Consider the following 15,297-nt stretch of genomic DNA (forward strand, 5'->3'; position numbering starts at 1 on the left):
CCCGCCGGCTGCGGGGTCCGCCCGGCCCGCCCCGGCGGTGCCCGCGCGCAGCGCGGACGCGCCGTGGCACCACCCGCGTCCCGCGTTCCGGGACGAGGAAGCTCAGGCGGAGAGCGAGGCCGCGACCAGGACGGGCGCCTCCGCGGACACAGAGGCCGACGCGGCGGCAGCCGCCGATGCAGCCGCCGACGAAGCCGTGGGCGGCGACGCGGCCGCTGCCAAGGAGCCCGGCCGGCAGGCCGACGGCTCCGCCGACGGCGAGGGCGCGACCGGCGCCACCCCAGGCCCGGACCGAGGGAGCGACAACGCGTGAACGACGTACTCGATGTCGCCTTCCGCCTGGTCATCGTCTTCGCCGTGTTCATGGTCATGCCGCTCGTCGTGGGGCAGACCGAGCACAAGGTGATGGCCCACATGCAGGGCCGCCTCGGCCCCATGTACGCGGGTGGCTTCCACGGCTGGGCTCAGCTCGTCGCCGACGGCGTGAAGTTCGCGCAGAAGGAAGACATCGTCCCGGCCAACGCCGACCGCCGTATCTTCCAGCTCGCGCCCGCCGTCGCGCTCCTCCCCTACCTCCTCGTGCTCGTCGCGATCCCGATCGGCCCGAGCGAGGGCGCGGTCGGCCAGGTCATCGACGCGGGCATCTTCTTCGTGCTCGCGGTCATGGGCGTCGGAGTGCTCGGCTCGCTCATGGCGGGCTGGGCCTCGGCCAACAAGTTCTCCCTCCTCGGCGGCCTGCGCACCGCCGCCCAGTTGCTCGCGTACGAACTGCCGATGCTGCTCGCCGCCGCCTCCGTGGCGATGGCGGCCGGCACCGTATCGCTCCCCGGCATCCTGAACGCCTTCGAATGGTGGTGGCTGCCGTGGCAGATCGTCGGCGCCATCGTCTTCTTCGTCGCCGGCCTCGCCGAACTCCAGCGACCGCCCTTCGACATGCCGGTCGCCGACTCCGAGATCATCTTCGGCGCGTACACCGAGTACACGGGTCTGCGCTTCGCGCTGTTCCTGCTCGCGGAGTACGCCGGAATCGTCGTCCTCTGCGGTCTGACCACCGTCCTGTTCCTCGGCGGCTGGCACGGCCCCTGGGGCGCGGACGGCCTCGGCTGGGTCTGGACGCTCCTGAAGACCGCGATCCTCGCGTTCGGCGTCATCTGGCTGCGCGTGACCTACCCGCGCCTTCGCGAGGACCAGCTTCAGAAGCTCGCCTGGACCGTACTCATCCCGCTCGCTCTCGCGCAGATCGCGCTCACCGGCATCGTGAAGGTGGCGATCCAGTAATGCCTCCGATCCCAGGTTCGGGCCTCGCCAAGGGCCTGGCCGTCACGCTCCGCACGATGACGAAGAAGACCGTCACCGCGCAGTACCCGGACACCCAGCCCGAACTCCCGCCCCGCACGCGCGGCGTGATCGGCCTGTTCGAGGAGAACTGCACGGTCTGCATGCTCTGCGCCCGCGAGTGCCCCGACTGGTGCATCTACATCGACTCGCACAAGGAGACGGTCCCGGCGGCCGTCCCCGGTGGCCGCGAGCGCAGCCGTAACGTCCTCGACCGCTTCGCGATCGACTTCTCGCTCTGCATGTACTGCGGTATCTGCATCGAGGTCTGTCCTTTCGACGCGCTCTTCTGGTCCCCGGAGTTCGAGTACGCCGAGACCGACATCCACGAACTCACCCACGAGCGGGACAAGCTCCGCGAGTGGATGTGGACGGTGCCCGAGCCGCCCGCCCTGGACCCGGGCGCCGAGGAGCCCAAGGAGATCGCGGCTGCCCGCAAGGCCGCCGACAAGCTCGCAGCCGCCCAGGAACAGGCCGCCCAGGAACAAGCCGCCCAGGAACAGCCCGCCCAGCAGGAAGACGAGGGGCCCGCCGAATGAGCCACCTCGCCGCAGCCGCCGAGCAGGGCTTCCTCTCCCCGACCGGCGTCGAGATCGCCTTCCTTCTCGTCGGCATCGTCACCCTCGGCGCGGCCGTCGTCACCGTCACCACCAAGCAGCTGGTGCACGCCGCCCTCTGGCTGGTCGTGGCACTCGGCGGCCTCGCCGTCGAGTACCTCCTGCTGACGGCCGAGTTCGTCGCCTGGGTACAGGTCCTGATCTACGTCGGTTCCGTGGTCGTCCTCCTCCTCTTCGGGCTGATGCTCACCAAGGCGCCCATCGGCCGCTCCCCGGACGCCGACTCGGGCAACCGCTGGGCCGCCCTCGTGGTGGCCGTCGCCGCGGCGGCCGCACTCGTCTGGGTGGTCGTGGACGCGTTCCGCACCCAGTGGATCGACCTGGACGGACCGTCCCAGGGCTCGACGAGGGTGACCGGCGAGATCCTCTTCCAGCACTGGGTGCTGCCCTTCGAGGCGCTCTCGGTCCTGCTGCTCGCCGCCCTCGTCGGCGCGATCGTCCTCTCCCGCAAGAGCGACAGCGACAAGGAGCAGCGCTGATGCACCTCGCCTATCCCGCCGTGCTCGCAGCCCTCCTCTTCTGCACCGGTCTGTACGGAGTGCTCGCGCGCCGCAACGCGATCCTGGTCCTGATGTCCGTCGAGCTGATGCTCAACGCCGTCAACCTCAACCTGGTCGCCTTCGACGTCTGGCTGCGCGACACCCTCCACACCGGCCAGGCACTCACCCTGTTCACCATCGCCATCGCCGCGGCGGAGATCGGCATCGGCCTGTCGATCGTCCTGATGGTCTACCGCAACCGCGGCACCGCGGACATCGACAGACTCCGCGACACCGCCGAAGGCCCGGCCGCCGACGAAGAAGCGGCTTCCGCCATGGCACAGAAGGCCGCACAAGAGGCCGCACAGAAGGCTGAGGCCGCCGCGTGACGACCACGACCCTCGCCGTCCTCGTCCCCCTCCTTCCGTTCCTCGGCGCCGCCGCCGGCCTGCTGCTCGGCCGCACCGCGCCCGGATTCGTCCGGCCCCTGGCCGTACTGCCGACCGTGGCGGCCGCCGTGCTCGCCGCCGTCGTCGCCGTACGCCAGGGCGGTGACGGGCCGATCGACGCCTCGACGCAGCTGACCCCCACCGGCTCGGTCCCCATCGACCTCGCCCTGCACCTCGACGGCTTCGCGGTCCTCGTCGCCGTCCTGGTCGGGGTCGTCGCGACCTGCGTGCAGCTCTACTCGACGGGCTACCTGCGCGACGACCCGCGCTATCCGTCGTACGCCGCCCTCATCTCCCTCTTCACCTCCGCGATGCTGCTCGTCGTCTACTCCGGCGACCTGATGGTGCTGCTGGTCGGCTGGGAGATCATGGGCATCTGCTCGTACTTCCTCGTCGGCCACTACTGGGAGACGCCCGAAGCCCGCGCCGCCTCCCTCAAGGCCTTCCTGGTCACCAAGCTCGGCGATGTCCCCTTCCTCTTCGGCCTGTTCGCCCTCGCCGCCGACGCCGGTACGTTCCGGATCACCGGCATCCTCGGCGCCGTCGGCAGCGGCGGACTCGACCACCCGACCCTGATCGCCCTGCTGCTCCTGGCCGGTGTGGCGGGCAAGTCGGCCCAGTTCCCGCTGCACACCTGGCTGCCCGACGCGATGGCGGGCCCCACGCCCGTCTCCGCGCTGATCCACGCCGCGACGATGGTCGCCGCCGGTGTGTACTTCGTGGCCCGCCTCCTCCCCGTCTTCGCCGCCTCCGCCGCGGCCCTGACCGTCCTCGCCGTGATGGCCGCCGTCACGATGGTCGGCTCGGCCCTCGCCGCCCTCGCCCAGGACGACATCAAGCGCGTCCTCGCGTACTCGACGATCGGCCAGCTCGGCTACATGACCGGCGCCCTGGCCGTCGGCGACCGCGGCGCCGCCGTCTTCCACCTCCTCTCCCACGGCGCCTTCAAGGCACTCCTCTTCCTCGGCGCCGGCGTGATCATCCACGCCGCCGGCACGAACTCTCTCGCCGCCATGTCCCGCATGAGCGGCCTGCCCAAGCGCATCCCGGACGCGTACTGGACGACGACGATCGCCCTGTTCGCCCTGGCAGCGATCCCGCCCTTCGCCGGCTTCTTCTCGAAGGAAGCCGTCCTCGTCGCCGCCGAGCACGCCTCCCTCGGCGACACCACGGGCGTGCCCTCCGGAGCCGGCTGGACCGTGCTCGTCGCGGGCCTGCTCACCGCAGTCCTCACCGCGGCCTACGCCACCCGCCTGTGGCTGCTGGCCTTCCGGGGCCGCGGCCCCGCCGCCCCCGCTCACGGCAAGCAGCCCGTCGCCATGAACGGCGTCCTGTGGTTCCTCGCCATCCCCTCCCTCGCCTTCGGCCTCACCGTCGGCCGGCTCGCCGGCTGGTTCGACGGCCACCCCCTCACCCCGACCGTCACCACCGCCGTCCTCGGCACCGGCGTGGCCCTCGTCGGCGGACTGGTCACCTACGGCGCCTGGCGCCACACCACGGCCATGGCCGCCCGCCCCCCGATCGGCGCCGTGGCCGCCCACCCCGAGGACAGCCCGGCCGTCTCCGAGGCGGAAGCCATCGCCACCCTTCCCCAAGCTCTCAACTCCGTTCGAGCAGGGGATACCCCATTCCCCGCCTACGGCGACATCGCGTCGGCCCCCGACCCCGCCGACCCCGGCCGGCTCCTGCTGGGCCCGCTGCACCGCCACGCCGCCGTCGGCTTCCACCTCGACGCCGTCTACCACACCCTCTTCGTACGGCCCGTCCAGGCAGCCGCCGAGCTGGTCCGCTTCCTGGACCGCGAGGTCGTCGAGACGTACGTACGCGGTGCGGGCACCCTCCCGCGCCTGCTCGGCGCGGGCGTCCGCCGAGCCCAGACCGGCAACGTGCAGACCTACCTCAGCGCACTGCTCGCCGGTTCCGTCGTCCTGGCGATCGCCGCCGTCATCGTCGCCGCCGTCGGAGCGTGAGCCGTGATCGATATCAGCCCGTCCGTAATGCAGTTCCTCCTGGCGTTCATCGTCGTCGGCCCGCTCCTCGGCGCCGCCGCGGCCCTGCTCCCGGCCCCGCCGGGCCTGAAGGGCAAGAACCCCCACCAGGCCGTACTCCGCCACGGCGTGACCGTGACCGGCGCGATCCTGCTCGCAGCCATCGCGCTCACGCTCGGCTTCGACCACGACCACCCGTCGAAGATGCAGGCCACGACCGACATCAGCTGGATCCCGGCGCTCGACGTCAGGATCCACCTCGGCATCGACGGCATCTCGCTCCCCCTCCTCGTGATGACCGCGCTGCTGACTTTCCTCTGCGCGCTCTACAGCTACTTCAAGCTGCCTTCCGGCCCCTCCCCGAAGGCCTTCGTCGCCCTCGTCCTGGTCCTCGAATCCGGCATGCTCGCGACCTTCGCCGTCCTCGATCTCCTGCTGTTCTTCCTGGCGTTCGAGATGGTGCTCATCCCGATGTACTTCCTGATCGCCCGCTGGGGCGGCGACCAACGGCAGCCCGCCGCCTGGAAGTTCATCCTCTACACGCTGCTCGGCTCCGTCGTCATGCTGCTCGGTCTCCTCCTCATCGGACTGAAGTCGGGCACATTCGACATGGTGGCACTCGCCACTGACAACGGCCGTGGACTGACGACATCCGTGCAGGTCATCGCCGTTCTGGCGATCGGCATCGGCCTCGCCGTGAAGACCCCGATGTGGCCGCTGCACAGCTGGCTCCCCGACGCCCACACCGCAGCCCCCACCGTCGGCTCGGTCCTCCTCGCGGGCGTCCTGCTGAAGATGGGTACGTACGGATTCGTCCGCATCGCACTGCCCATCACACCCGACGGCATGCGCACCTTCGCGCCCTACCTCGCCGCCTTCGCGGTGGTCGGCATCATCTACGGATCCCTCGCCTGCCTCGCCCTGGCCCGCAAGGGTGCCAAGGGCGACCTCAAGCGCCTGATCGCGTACTCCTCGGTCGGCCACATGGGCTTCGTCCTCCTCGGCATCGCCTCCATGACCCCCACCGGCGTCAACGGCGCGCTCTTCGCCAACATCGCCCACGGCCTGATCACCGGCCTGCTCTTCTTCCTGGTCGGCGCCCTCAAGGACCGCTACGGCACCGCCGACCTCGACACCCTCGCCGGCGCCACCGGCGCGGCCCTCTACGGCCGCGCCCCCCGCCTCGGCGGCCTCCTCGCCTTCGGCGCGGTCGCCTCCCTCGGCCTCCCCGGCCTCGCCGGATTCTGGGGCGAGATGCTGACGATGTTCGGCGCCTTCGACCCGGCAGAGGGCCTCAACCGCCCCGCGTTCCTCACCTTCATGGCGATCGCCGGCGTCGGCACCCTGCTCACTGCCGCGTACCTGCTCGTAGTCGTACGCCGCGTCTGCATGGGCGTACCCCAGCAGCAAGCACCCGAGCCGGCGAAGATCGCCGACGTCCAGGGCTACGAATTCGCCGCCTGGACCCCCCTCGTCGCCCTCACCGTCCTCGCCGGACTCTGGCCCGCGGTCCTCCTCGGCCTCACCGACCCGGCCGTGCAGAAGCTCCTCGCAGGAGGCAAGTCGTGACCGTGGCCGCCGAAAGCGCCAGCCTCGTCCAGTCCGTCGACTGGGTGGCGATCGCCCCGCCGACGATCACCGCGACGGTGGGCATGATCGTCCTGGTCGCCGACCTGTTCGTACCCGAGAACAAGAAGCAGCTCCTCGGCCGGCTCTCCGTCGCCGGTCTGGCCGCAGCGCTCCTCACCCTCCTGCCCCTGCGCGAGGGCGACCGCTCCACTTTCTGCCTGACCTCCGACGCCGAGGTCTGCAGCTACACGGCCGACCACTTCACCCTGGTCATCCAGCTCCTGGTGCTCGGCGGCGCGCTGCTCACCGCGCTCCTGTCGATGACCGAGACGACGAAGAACAAGCTGCCCGCGGGCGAGTTCTGGTTCCTCCTGATGTCCTCCGCGGCCGGTGCGGCCCTGCTGCCCGCCTCCCGCGACCTCGCCACCCTCGTCGTCGCGCTCGAAGTGGCGTCGCTGCCCGCCTTCGCCCTGGTAGGCATGAAGCGCGGCGACCGTCTCTCCTCCGAGGCGGCCCTGAAGTTCTTCCTCTCCTCCGTCACGGCGACCGCCGTGATGCTGCTCGGCGTCAGCTTCGTGTACGCGACGACGGGCACCCTGCACCTCACCGAGATCGCCGTGCGCCTGGACGACGTACCGGCGCAGCTCGACACTCTCGCCAAGGCGGGCGTCGCCCTGACCCTCGTCGGCTTCGCCTTCAAGACGGCCGCGGTCCCGTTCCACTTCTGGGTCCCCGACACGTACGTAGGAGCGCCCCTTCCGGTCGCCGCCTACCTCTCCGTCATCGGCAAGGCGGTCGGCTTCACGGGCCTCATCCTGGTCACCGTCATCGCCTTCCCCTCGTACGCCGACGTGTGGGGCCCGGCCATCGCCGTGCTGGCGGCGCTGACCATGACGGTGGGCAATGTGGCCGCCCTGCGCCAGTCGGCCACGCGCGCGTACAGCGCGGTCCGCCTGCTCGCCTGGTCCTCCGTCGGCCAGGCCGGCTACATCCTGGTCCCGATCGCGGCGGCGGCGTACTCCAGTGACGACCAGATCGGCTCCACCGTCGCGTACGCCCTGATGTACGCCGTGGTGAACCTCGGCGCCTTCGCGGTCGCCGCCCTGGTGGCCCGTACGCACCCGCTCAACCGGATCGCCGACTACCGCGGCCTGTACGCGGCCCGCCCCCTGGAAGCCCTCGCGCTCGGCTTCTTCCTCCTGTGCCTCGCGGGCCTGCCGCCCGGCATCATCGGCCTCTTCGCGAAGGTCACGGTCTTCTCCGCGGCGGTCGACGCGGGACTCGGCTGGCTCGCGGTCGTCATGGCGGTGAACGTCGTGATCGCGCTCTACTACTACCTCCAGTGGACCGCGGTCCTCTTCCGCGCCCCCGAGGGCGAGCAGCCCAGGCACGCGGTCCCCGTGCCCGTCACCGTCGCCATCGTCCTCACCGCCGTCCTGGGCATCGCCCTGTCCGGCGTACCCCAGCTGGCACTGCGCTTCGCGACGGGCAACCTCTTCCAGTAATCCCGTATGGCCCAACGGACGGCCCGGTAGCACAAGGGAACTAGCACCCCTCGCTTGGCGTTGACCAGTAAGGGAGGGTCCACTGGATGTGGAAGCACCCCCACAGCAAGGGGTTCCCCCGCCGCACCATTTGGAGGGCGCACCGTGCACCGCCGGCACAACGGGCTGAGGACCGCCGTACTCCTCGGGGGACTGTCAGCACTCATCATCGTCATCGGCAGCTTCTTCGGCCGTACGGGCCTGATCGTCGCGGTTCTCGTCGCACTCGGCACCAACGCCTACGCGTACTGGAACAGCGACAAGCTCGCCCTGCGAGCCATGCGCGCACGCCCGGTGAGCGAGTTCGAGGCGCCACAGCTGTACCGCATGGTCCGCGACCTCTCCACCCAGGCCCGCCAGCCGATGCCCCGCCTGTACATCTCGCCCACCCAGGCCCCCAACGCCTTCGCGACCGGCCGCAACCCGCGCAACGCCGCCGTCTGCTGCACCGAGGGCATCCTCCAACTGCTCAACGAGCGTGAACTGCGCGGCGTCATCGGCCACGAACTGAGCCACGTCTACAACCGGGACATCCTGATCTCCTCGGTCGCCGGCGCCCTGGCCTCAGTGATCATGTTCCTCGTCAACTTCGCCTGGCTGATCCCGTTCGGCCGCTCCGACGACGACGAGGGTCCGGGCCTCTTCGGCATGCTGTTGATCATGATTCTCGGGCCCCTCGCCGCCTCCGTCATCCAACTCGCGGTCAGCCGCTCCCGCGAGTACCAGGCGGACGCCTCCGGAGCCCAGCTCACCGGCGACCCGCTCGCCCTCGCAAGCGCCCTGCGCAAGCTGGAGATCGGCACAAAGCAGCTGCCACTGCCTCCCGAGCCGCGCATCGAGACCGCGAGCCACATGATGATCGCGAACCCGTTCCGCCCCGGACAGGGAGCCGCGAAGCTCTTCTCCACCCACCCGCCGATGGCGGAACGCATCGCCCGACTCGAGCAGATGGCAGGTCACCGCCCGTGAAGACAATCCTGAACCTCATATGGCTGGTCCTGAGCGGCTTCTGGCTCTTCCTCGGCTACCTCCTCGCCGGCGTACTCCTCTGCGTCACGATCATCGGCATCCCCTTCGGCCTGGCGTCATTCCGTATCGGCGTCTACGCCCTCTGGCCGTTCGGCTACACCACAACAGAGCGACGCGACGCGGGAGCGCCCTCCTTTGTGGGCAACGTCCTGTGGCTGATCCTCGCGGGCTGGTGGCTGGCGCTGAGTCACATCGTCACGGGCATCGCGCTGTGCGTCACGATCATCGGCATCCCGTTCGGCATAGCCAACTTCAAGATGATCCCCATCTCGCTGCTCCCCCTGGGCCGCGAAATCGTCCCAACGGACCAGCCCTTCACAGCCCGCTAGCGAACGCGAGAGGCTCGGAGACGCCCCGGTGCGTCACCGACCCCCCGCACGTACGCGCCACGCGTACACCCCCGCCCCCGCAGCGAGCACCGCCGCCCCCGCCACCACCGAAGACACCGGCAGCGAGAACGCCAGCACCACGCACCCCACAAGCCCGCCCCCGGCCACAACGCGCCCACGCCTGCCCAGCGTCCAGGCAGACGCATTGGCCACGGCGTAGTAAGCCAGCACCCCGAACGACGAAAACCCAATGGCCTCCCGCACATCGCCCACCGCGGCCACCGCGGCAACAACCGCCCCCACCACCAACTCGGCCCGGTGCGGCACCTGAAACCGCGGATGTACGGCGGCCAAGGCCCTCGGCAGATGCCCGTCCCGCGCCATCGCCAGCGTCGTACGCGACACCCCGAGGATCAGCGCCAGCAGCGAGCCGAGCGCCGCCACAGCCGCCCCGACCCGCACCACGGGCGCCAGCTCCCCCACCCCCGCCGCCCGCACCGCGTCCGCCAACGGCGCGGCAGAGGACGCCAGTTCCCCGGCCCCCAGCACCGACACCACCGCGACCGCCACGCACGCGTACACCACCAGCGCGATCCCCAGCGCCAAGGGAACCGCGCGCGGGATCGTACGTGCCGGATCGCGCACCTCTTCCCCCAGCGTCGCGATCCGCGCGTACCCGGCGAACGCGAAGAAGAGCAGCCCCGCCGCCTGAAGCACCCCACCGGGCAAACCACCGGGCCCAGACCCCAGCGAGGGGCCACTCGCCCCCAGGCAAACCACCACAACGCCCACCAGAACCGCCAGCACCACACCCACGATCGCCCGCGTGAGCCAGGCCGACTTCTGAACGCCCCCGTAGTTGACGGCAGTCAGCACGACCACCGCACCCACCGCCACCAAATGCGCCTGCTCCGGCCACACATACGCCCCGACCGCCAGCGCCATAGCGGCGCACGAGGCGGTCTTCCCCACCACGAAACCCCAGCCGGCGAGATACCCCCAGAAGGGCCCGAGCCGCTCCCGCCCGTACACATAGGTCCCGCCGGAGGCCGGATAGAGGGCTGCCAGCCGCGCGGAGGCCATCGCATTGCAGTACGCCACCACAGCGGCCAGCGCCAGCCCCGCCAGCAGCAGCGTCCCGGAACCGGCCGCCCGCGCCGCCGGCGCGAGCGCGACGAAGATCCCGGCCCCGACCATCGCCCCGAGCCCGATCACGACCGCATCGAAGACCCCGAGCGTCCGGCGCAGTTCCCGTGTCATGCGCCGCACCCTACTGAGTCACCCGGGCTGCTGAGCCACCCGGCCCGAGCTACCCCAGCCCCGTCTCCCGCAGCGTGATGTTGAGCCGCCCGCCCGGCATCCCGGTCGCCGGATCACCCGTCCCCGGCAGCACCTTCGGCACCCCGTGGTACGCGAAGCGGGAAGGCCCCCCGAACACAAAGAGATCCCCCGACGCCAGCTCCACATCGGTGTACGGCCGCCCGCGCCCCTCCGTACTGCCGAACCGGAAGACACACGAATCACCGATGCTCAGCGACACCACAGGAGCCTCGGACCGCTCGTCCTTGTCCTGGTGCATGCCCATCTTCGCGTCGCCGTCGTAGAAGTTGACCAGCGCGGTGTCGGGGGCGTACTCCGCAGCCCGCCACGGACCGGCACCCCCGTACGCGTCCGCCACCGCCCGCCTCCCCAGCTCCGCCAGCCACTCGGGAAACTCCGCGACCGGCGCACCGTTCACGTCGTCCGCGGTGCGCGTGTACCGGTACGGCTGCCAGTGCCACCCCACGCACACCGTCCGCACCGACATCACCCCGCCGTTCGGCAGCCGCGTATGCCGGATCGGCACCGGACCGCGCGCCCACTCCCGGCAGGCCACGACCAGCTCCCGCTGCTCGTCCACCGACAGCCACCCGGGCACATGCACAGCCCCCGGCGCGACCTGCGCCCGCTCCCGGGGAAAGAGGCCGTTCACGGCCGCGCCCCGGCTCCCTCGAGCTCCAGCAGCCGCCGCTTGCGCTCCAGCCCGCCCGCGTACCCGGTCAGCGAGCCGTCCGCCCCGATCACCCGGTGGCACGGCCGCACGACGAGCAGCGGATTACGTCCGATCGCCGTCCCCAGCGCCCGCACCCCCGCCCGCGAGACCCCGATCCGCTCCGCGAGCTTCCCGTACGACGTCGTAGTGCCGTACGGAATCGTCTCCAGGGCGTCCCACACCCGCCGCTGGAAATCCGTACCGACACCGGCGGCGTACTCGACGTCGAAGCGCGTCAGTTCCCCGCCGAAGTACGCCCGTACCTGCCGCGCGATTTCCTCGAAGGCCCCGGCATCGCGCCGCCACGCGCCCGGTACGTCCTCGACGGCGACCCCGCCCTTCTGCCCGGGCACCGACAACGAGGCCAGCGCCGTGCCACCGGTGGCGGTCGCGGACTCCTCACCGACCAGCAGCAGCTCGCCCAGTGGGCTGTCCATGGTCGCGTAGAGCGTCATGGCTTCCTTCCCTTCGCGGTACGTCCCGTCACCACGAGTCTGCGCCGCCGCGACCGCTCCGGCTGGCGGGATCCGGACATCGCGACGGGGGTGGAGCCGACCGAGCCGCCTCCACCCCCGTCCCGACGCGAACCACCGTCGCGGCGACCAGCGGTCAGCGGTAGTTCACGAACTGCAGCGCGAAGTCGAAGTCCTTGCCCTTCAGCAGCGCCTGCACGGCCTGCAGGTCGTCACGGCTCTTCGAGCTGACCCGAAGCTCGTCACCCTGGACCTGCGCCTTGACGCCCTTGGGACCCTCGTCGCGGATGATCTTCGCCACCTTCTTGGCGTTGTCCTGGGAGATGCCCTCCTCGATGGACGCGAAGATCTTGTACTCCTTGCCGGACAGCTGCGGCTCGCCGGCGTCCAGCACCTTGAGCGAGATCCCGCGCTTGACCAGCTTGGTCTCGAAGACGTCGAGGATGGCCTTGACCCGCTCCTCGGAGTTGGCCTGCATCAGGATCTTCTCGCCGGACCAATCGATCGAGGCACCGACGTTCTTGAAGTCGTAGCGCTGCGAGATCTCCTTCGCGGCCTGGTTGAGGGCGTTGTCGACCTCCTGCCGCTCGACCTTCGAGACGATGTCGAAACTGGAGTCGGCCATGTCCTGTGGCTCCTTGTGATCGGGGGACGGGGGCACCGGTACCAGGTGCCTCACCGGGCAGCGTGCGCGGCCGGGCGTCCGGGCCGCTCCCGTAAAGCCTAGCCACCCGCACCCGCCCCGGGCGCTGATCAATCCAGTGGCGAAGCACCCCTGGGTATCGGGTATCGTTTACGTCGTTGCCACGGAACAACCGCCCAGGCGGTCGTCCCAAGGCGACATCCCATGGCGGTGTGCCCGAGTGGCCAATGGGAGCGGACTGTAAATCCGCCGGCTTAGCCTTCCCAGGTTCGAATCCTGGCGCCGCCACAGGTAGGGAGACCCCCTCCGGACTGCAGAAACGCAGCCCGGAGGGGGTTTTCTCGTTCATACGGATCCACAACCGGCCGGGATCCGTAACCGGCCGCATCAATTACCGGCGACGTCCTTCACGGCGACGGTGACCGGTACGGATCCGCTGATCAACTCCAGCGTCAGGCCCGCGGTCGACGGCGTCTCCAGCAGCTCGGCCAGGACCGCCGCCACGTCGTCGCGCGGCACGGGACCACGCCCCGTCGAGACCCCGAGCGACACGAGCCCGGTGCCCGCGTCGTTGGTCAGGCTGCCCGGCCGCAGGACCGTCCAGTCCAGACCGGCCCGCGAGCGTACGTCCGCGTCAGCCGCCCCCTTGGCGCGCAGATACGCGTCGAACACCTCGTCACCCGCCCGTTCGGCGTCGGCGCCCATCGAGGACACGACGAGATAGCGGCGTACGCCGGCCCGCTCCGCCGCGTCCGCGAAGAGCACGGCCGCGCCCCGGTCCACCGTGTCCTTGCGCTCGGTGCCGCTTCCGGGTCCCGCGCCCGCCGCGAACACGACGGCGTCGGCGCCCCGCAGCACCTCGGCGACCTGATCGACAGAGGCCGACTCCAGGTCCAGTACGACCGGTTCGGCGCCCACCGCCCGCAGATCCTCGCTCTGCCGGGAGTCGCGGATGACGCCCGCGACTTCGTACCCGCGCGCGGCGAGCAACCGCTCCAGCCGCAGCGCGATCTGACCATGTCCACCCGCGATGACAATGCGCATGTTTCCGACCGTACGCTCACCGGCGCACGCGTGCCCACGCCGGGGAGCCGGAGTTCAGCCCCGCCCCTGCCGCGGCAGGTCGAGCGCGACGGCGGCCGCCGAGTCGCAGTACTCGCGGACCGCGCTGGTACGGGCCACGACCCGCCCGCGGTGGATGACGACCCGGCTGTACGCCAGGGACAGCACGCCCGCGATCCGGTCCCCGCGTACGGCGACCAGCTCGGCCGGAAAGCCCGCCTCCACCCGCACCTCGGGCAGCCCCATGGCTTCCCGCGCCGCCGAACTCACCGCCCCGTACGCGTCCGCGGCCCGCATCCCGCCCTGCGAGGCCAGCAGATAGGCCGCCTCCAGCGGGTCCCCGCGCCCCACCGGATTGGCCACGTCCCGCAGCGCCCCGCTGCCCGCCGCCACCCTCACCCCGGCCGCCCGCAACAGCCGTACCGGAGCCGGTCCGCCGCCCCGCCGCTCCACCCCGCAGCAGTCGCCCTGCGGCAGGCACACCACGGTCACGCCGGCGGCGGCCAACTGCCCGGCCGCGCGCGTCGCGGCCTCCAGGGGGAGCCGGGAGAGCCCGGCGCACGGCCCGATGGTGACGCCGGGCCGCAGCCCGCCGGCCATCGCCGCGAGCCGTGCCAGCCGGGCCGGATCGTCACCCTCCGTATGGAGGTCCACGGGGCAGCCGTGCTCGGCGGCGATCTCCAGGACCGCCTCCGTGTATCCGGCCGGGTCGGGGTCGAGGTCCGGGCAGCCGCCCACCACACCGGCGCCCATCTTCACGGCGTCCCGCAGCATGGCGAGCCCGTCGGCGCCCGCCACCCCGGTCAGCAGCCGTGGAACGGCCACGGCGGTCAGATCGGCCAGCCCGCGCAGCGAGCGCCGGGCCTGGAGCACCGCCTCCATGGACCGCAGTCCCTGCACGCCCCCGATCCGTACGTGCGAGCGCACCGCGGTCGCACCGTGCCCCAGCTGCAGCAACGCGGCCTCGGTGGTGCGGCGCTGGACGTCCTGGGTGCTGTACGAGACGGGGCCGCCGGCGTCGGCGGTGAGAGCGGTGTCACTGTGGGCGTGCGGTTCGGCGGGAGCCGGGAGCAGGAGATGGCCGCCGAGGTCCACGCGCGCGCCCACGCCCGGGAGACTGCCCGCGGTTCCGACGGCCTCGATGCGGCCGCCGCTGAGCCGTACGTCCACAGTGCGGCCGTCGGTGAGACGGGCCGCGCACAGCAGGAGCGTGGTGCTGTCGGCGCTGGGCAAGCCGTCGCTGTTCCCCGGGGGGCCGCCGGACGAACGCGGCGGCTGCGGCTGGCTGTCGGACATCGGGCTCCTGGTGCGGCTGGGGCGTGCAAGATCAAGATCAAGATCACGCAGCGTGAGTCGAGCCTAGGGGGCCTTAAACCAGCCTTCGAGGAGGAGCGAAATAGTCGTACCGGTGTGGGTCACGAGTGGCGTACGGGACTGCTGTGGTGGGCAGGTGAAGGGGTGCGGGAAACGGATTTGGGCGATCGGCGGGCGACCGTGTAATGTCTTCATCGCTCGCCCCAATAGCTCAGTCGGTAGAGCGTCTCCATGGTAAGGAGAAGGTCTACGGTTCGATTCCGTATTGGGGCTCTGGTGATCGGTGATCCCCGCCTTCGGGCGGGGGGATCCGGACATCAAAGCGGTGTAGCTCAGTCGGTAGAGCAAGCGGCTCATAATCGCTGTGTCACCGGTTCAAGTCCGGTCACCGCTACACACGGTAGCCGATTGTGGGGTCGGTCCTTCGATCGGCT

The 15,297-nt window shown here is 70.9% G+C and carries 15 protein-coding genes, 3 tRNA genes and 1 pseudogene; 13 read left to right on the plus strand and 6 right to left on the minus strand.

Features of this window, described 5'->3' with window-relative positions; genetic code table 11:
- The 10 genes and pseudogenes from J7E91_RS03460 to J7E91_RS03505 all read left to right on the plus strand — a co-directional run.
- Positions 1–313, plus strand: a pseudogene (locus tag J7E91_RS03460) (NADH-quinone oxidoreductase subunit C); the annotation flags it as partial.
- On the plus strand, positions 310–1,278 hold the full coding sequence (locus J7E91_RS03465) for a complex I subunit 1 family protein (protein WP_214899029.1): 969 nt from the start codon (positions 310–312) through the stop codon (positions 1,276–1,278). The pseudogene J7E91_RS03460 and the gene J7E91_RS03465, both read left to right, overlap by 4 nt.
- Positions 1,278–1,874, plus strand: coding sequence for an NADH-quinone oxidoreductase subunit I (locus J7E91_RS03470; protein WP_214899031.1), 597 nt, complete (start codon positions 1,278–1,280; stop codon positions 1,872–1,874). Before J7E91_RS03465 ends, J7E91_RS03470 begins: the two co-directional genes overlap by 1 nt.
- Positions 1,871–2,431, plus strand: coding sequence for an NADH-quinone oxidoreductase subunit J (locus J7E91_RS03475; protein ID WP_214899033.1), 561 nt, complete (start codon positions 1,871–1,873; stop codon positions 2,429–2,431). The genes J7E91_RS03470 and J7E91_RS03475 overlap by 4 nt, the downstream gene beginning before the upstream one ends.
- Positions 2,431–2,820: an NADH-quinone oxidoreductase subunit NuoK gene (nuoK, locus tag J7E91_RS03480; RefSeq protein WP_251015136.1), complete on the plus strand. Its 390-nt coding sequence runs from the start codon at positions 2,431–2,433 to the stop codon at positions 2,818–2,820. The genes J7E91_RS03475 and nuoK overlap by 1 nt, the downstream gene beginning before the upstream one ends.
- Positions 2,817–4,850, plus strand: a complete 2,034-nt coding sequence (locus tag J7E91_RS03485) for an NADH-quinone oxidoreductase subunit L (RefSeq protein ID WP_214899035.1) — start codon at positions 2,817–2,819, stop codon at positions 4,848–4,850. The genes nuoK and J7E91_RS03485 overlap by 4 nt, the downstream gene beginning before the upstream one ends.
- A 27-nt stretch (positions 4,851–4,877) precedes the next feature.
- Positions 4,878–6,437, plus strand: coding sequence for an NADH-quinone oxidoreductase subunit M (locus tag J7E91_RS03490; RefSeq protein WP_214899201.1), 1,560 nt, complete (start codon positions 4,878–4,880; stop codon positions 6,435–6,437).
- Positions 6,434–7,942: an NADH-quinone oxidoreductase subunit N gene (locus J7E91_RS03495; protein ID WP_214899037.1), complete on the plus strand. Its 1,509-nt coding sequence runs from the start codon at positions 6,434–6,436 to the stop codon at positions 7,940–7,942. Before J7E91_RS03490 ends, J7E91_RS03495 begins: the two co-directional genes overlap by 4 nt.
- A gap of 144 nt (positions 7,943–8,086) precedes the next feature.
- Entirely contained in the window at positions 8,087–8,950 is an 864-nt protein-coding gene (gene htpX / locus J7E91_RS03500) for a zinc metalloprotease HtpX (protein WP_214899039.1), read from the plus strand.
- Positions 8,947–9,339, plus strand: coding sequence for a YccF domain-containing protein (locus J7E91_RS03505; RefSeq protein WP_214899041.1), 393 nt, complete (start codon positions 8,947–8,949; stop codon positions 9,337–9,339). The genes htpX and J7E91_RS03505 overlap by 4 nt, the downstream gene beginning before the upstream one ends.
- A gap of 33 nt (positions 9,340–9,372) precedes the next feature.
- Here J7E91_RS03505 and J7E91_RS03510 read toward each other — a convergent pair whose 3' ends face one another.
- The 4 genes from J7E91_RS03510 to J7E91_RS03525 all read right to left on the minus strand — a co-directional run bounded on the left by J7E91_RS03510 (position 9,373) and on the right by J7E91_RS03525 (position 12,469).
- Positions 9,373–10,599: an APC family permease gene (locus J7E91_RS03510; RefSeq protein WP_214899043.1), complete on the minus strand. Its 1,227-nt coding sequence runs from the start codon at positions 10,597–10,599 to the stop codon at positions 9,373–9,375.
- A gap of 49 nt (positions 10,600–10,648) precedes the next feature.
- Positions 10,649–11,311, minus strand: a complete 663-nt coding sequence (locus J7E91_RS03515) for an alpha-ketoglutarate-dependent dioxygenase AlkB (protein WP_214899045.1) — start codon at positions 11,309–11,311, stop codon at positions 10,649–10,651.
- Positions 11,308–11,826 carry a methylated-DNA--[protein]-cysteine S-methyltransferase gene (locus J7E91_RS03520; RefSeq protein WP_214899047.1) on the minus strand — a complete coding sequence of 173 codons (519 nt, stop codon included), beginning with the start codon at positions 11,824–11,826 and terminating at the stop codon, positions 11,308–11,310. The genes J7E91_RS03515 and J7E91_RS03520 overlap by 4 nt, the downstream gene beginning before the upstream one ends.
- Before the next feature lie 154 nt (positions 11,827–11,980).
- Positions 11,981–12,469 carry a YajQ family cyclic di-GMP-binding protein gene (locus tag J7E91_RS03525; protein ID WP_028812401.1) on the minus strand — a complete coding sequence of 163 codons (489 nt, stop codon included), beginning with the start codon at positions 12,467–12,469 and terminating at the stop codon, positions 11,981–11,983.
- Between the two features lie 224 nt (positions 12,470–12,693).
- Here J7E91_RS03525 and J7E91_RS03530 point away from each other — a divergent pair.
- Positions 12,694–12,775 (plus strand) — tRNA-Tyr (locus tag J7E91_RS03530).
- Positions 12,776–12,874: 99 nt separating this feature from the next.
- On the opposite strand, the gene J7E91_RS03535 is transcribed toward J7E91_RS03530, so the two are convergent.
- Positions 12,875–13,531 (minus strand): SDR family oxidoreductase, encoded by a 657-nt coding sequence (locus tag J7E91_RS03535; RefSeq protein WP_214899049.1) that lies wholly within the window; start codon positions 13,529–13,531, stop codon positions 12,875–12,877.
- A 54-nt stretch (positions 13,532–13,585) separates the two neighbouring features.
- A complete protein-coding gene (locus J7E91_RS03540; protein WP_214899052.1) occupies positions 13,586–14,845 on the minus strand; it encodes an amidohydrolase family protein in 1,260 nt (419 codons plus the stop codon).
- A gap of 218 nt (positions 14,846–15,063) precedes the next feature.
- Here J7E91_RS03540 and J7E91_RS03545 point away from each other — a divergent pair.
- A tRNA-Thr gene (locus J7E91_RS03545) sits at positions 15,064–15,136 on the plus strand.
- A gap of 48 nt (positions 15,137–15,184) precedes the next feature.
- Positions 15,185–15,257: transfer RNA gene (locus tag J7E91_RS03550), tRNA-Met, on the plus strand.
- Positions 15,258–15,297: the final 40 nt, after the last annotated feature.

Source organism: Streptomyces sp. ISL-99, from assembly GCF_018614005.1.
Classification (GTDB): domain Bacteria; phylum Actinomycetota; class Actinomycetes; order Streptomycetales; family Streptomycetaceae; genus Streptomyces; species Streptomyces flavidovirens.

Bases quoted from the DNA above. Each gene is read 5' to 3' on its own strand.
- J7E91_RS03540 (WP_214899052.1), bottom strand. From the start codon at position 14,845: ATGTCCGACAGCCAGCCGCAGCCGCCGCGTTCGTCCGGCGGCCCCCCG.
- J7E91_RS03470 (WP_214899031.1), top strand. From the start codon at position 1,278: ATGCCTCCGATCCCAGGTTCGGGCCTCGCCAAGGGCCTGGCCGTCACG.
- J7E91_RS03525 (WP_028812401.1), bottom strand. From the start codon at position 12,469: ATGGCCGACTCCAGTTTCGACATCGTCTCGAAGGTCGAGCGGCAGGAG.
- J7E91_RS03490 (WP_214899201.1), top strand. From the start codon at position 4,878: ATGCAGTTCCTCCTGGCGTTCATCGTCGTCGGCCCGCTCCTCGGCGCC.
- J7E91_RS03510 (WP_214899043.1), bottom strand. From the start codon at position 10,599: ATGACACGGGAACTGCGCCGGACGCTCGGGGTCTTCGATGCGGTCGTG.
- nuoK (WP_251015136.1), top strand. From the start codon at position 2,431: ATGCACCTCGCCTATCCCGCCGTGCTCGCAGCCCTCCTCTTCTGCACC.
- J7E91_RS03535 (WP_214899049.1), bottom strand. From the start codon at position 13,531: ATGCGCATTGTCATCGCGGGTGGACATGGTCAGATCGCGCTGCGGCTG.
- J7E91_RS03475 (WP_214899033.1), top strand. From the start codon at position 1,871: ATGAGCCACCTCGCCGCAGCCGCCGAGCAGGGCTTCCTCTCCCCGACC.
- J7E91_RS03520 (WP_214899047.1), bottom strand. From the start codon at position 11,826: ATGACGCTCTACGCGACCATGGACAGCCCACTGGGCGAGCTGCTGCTG.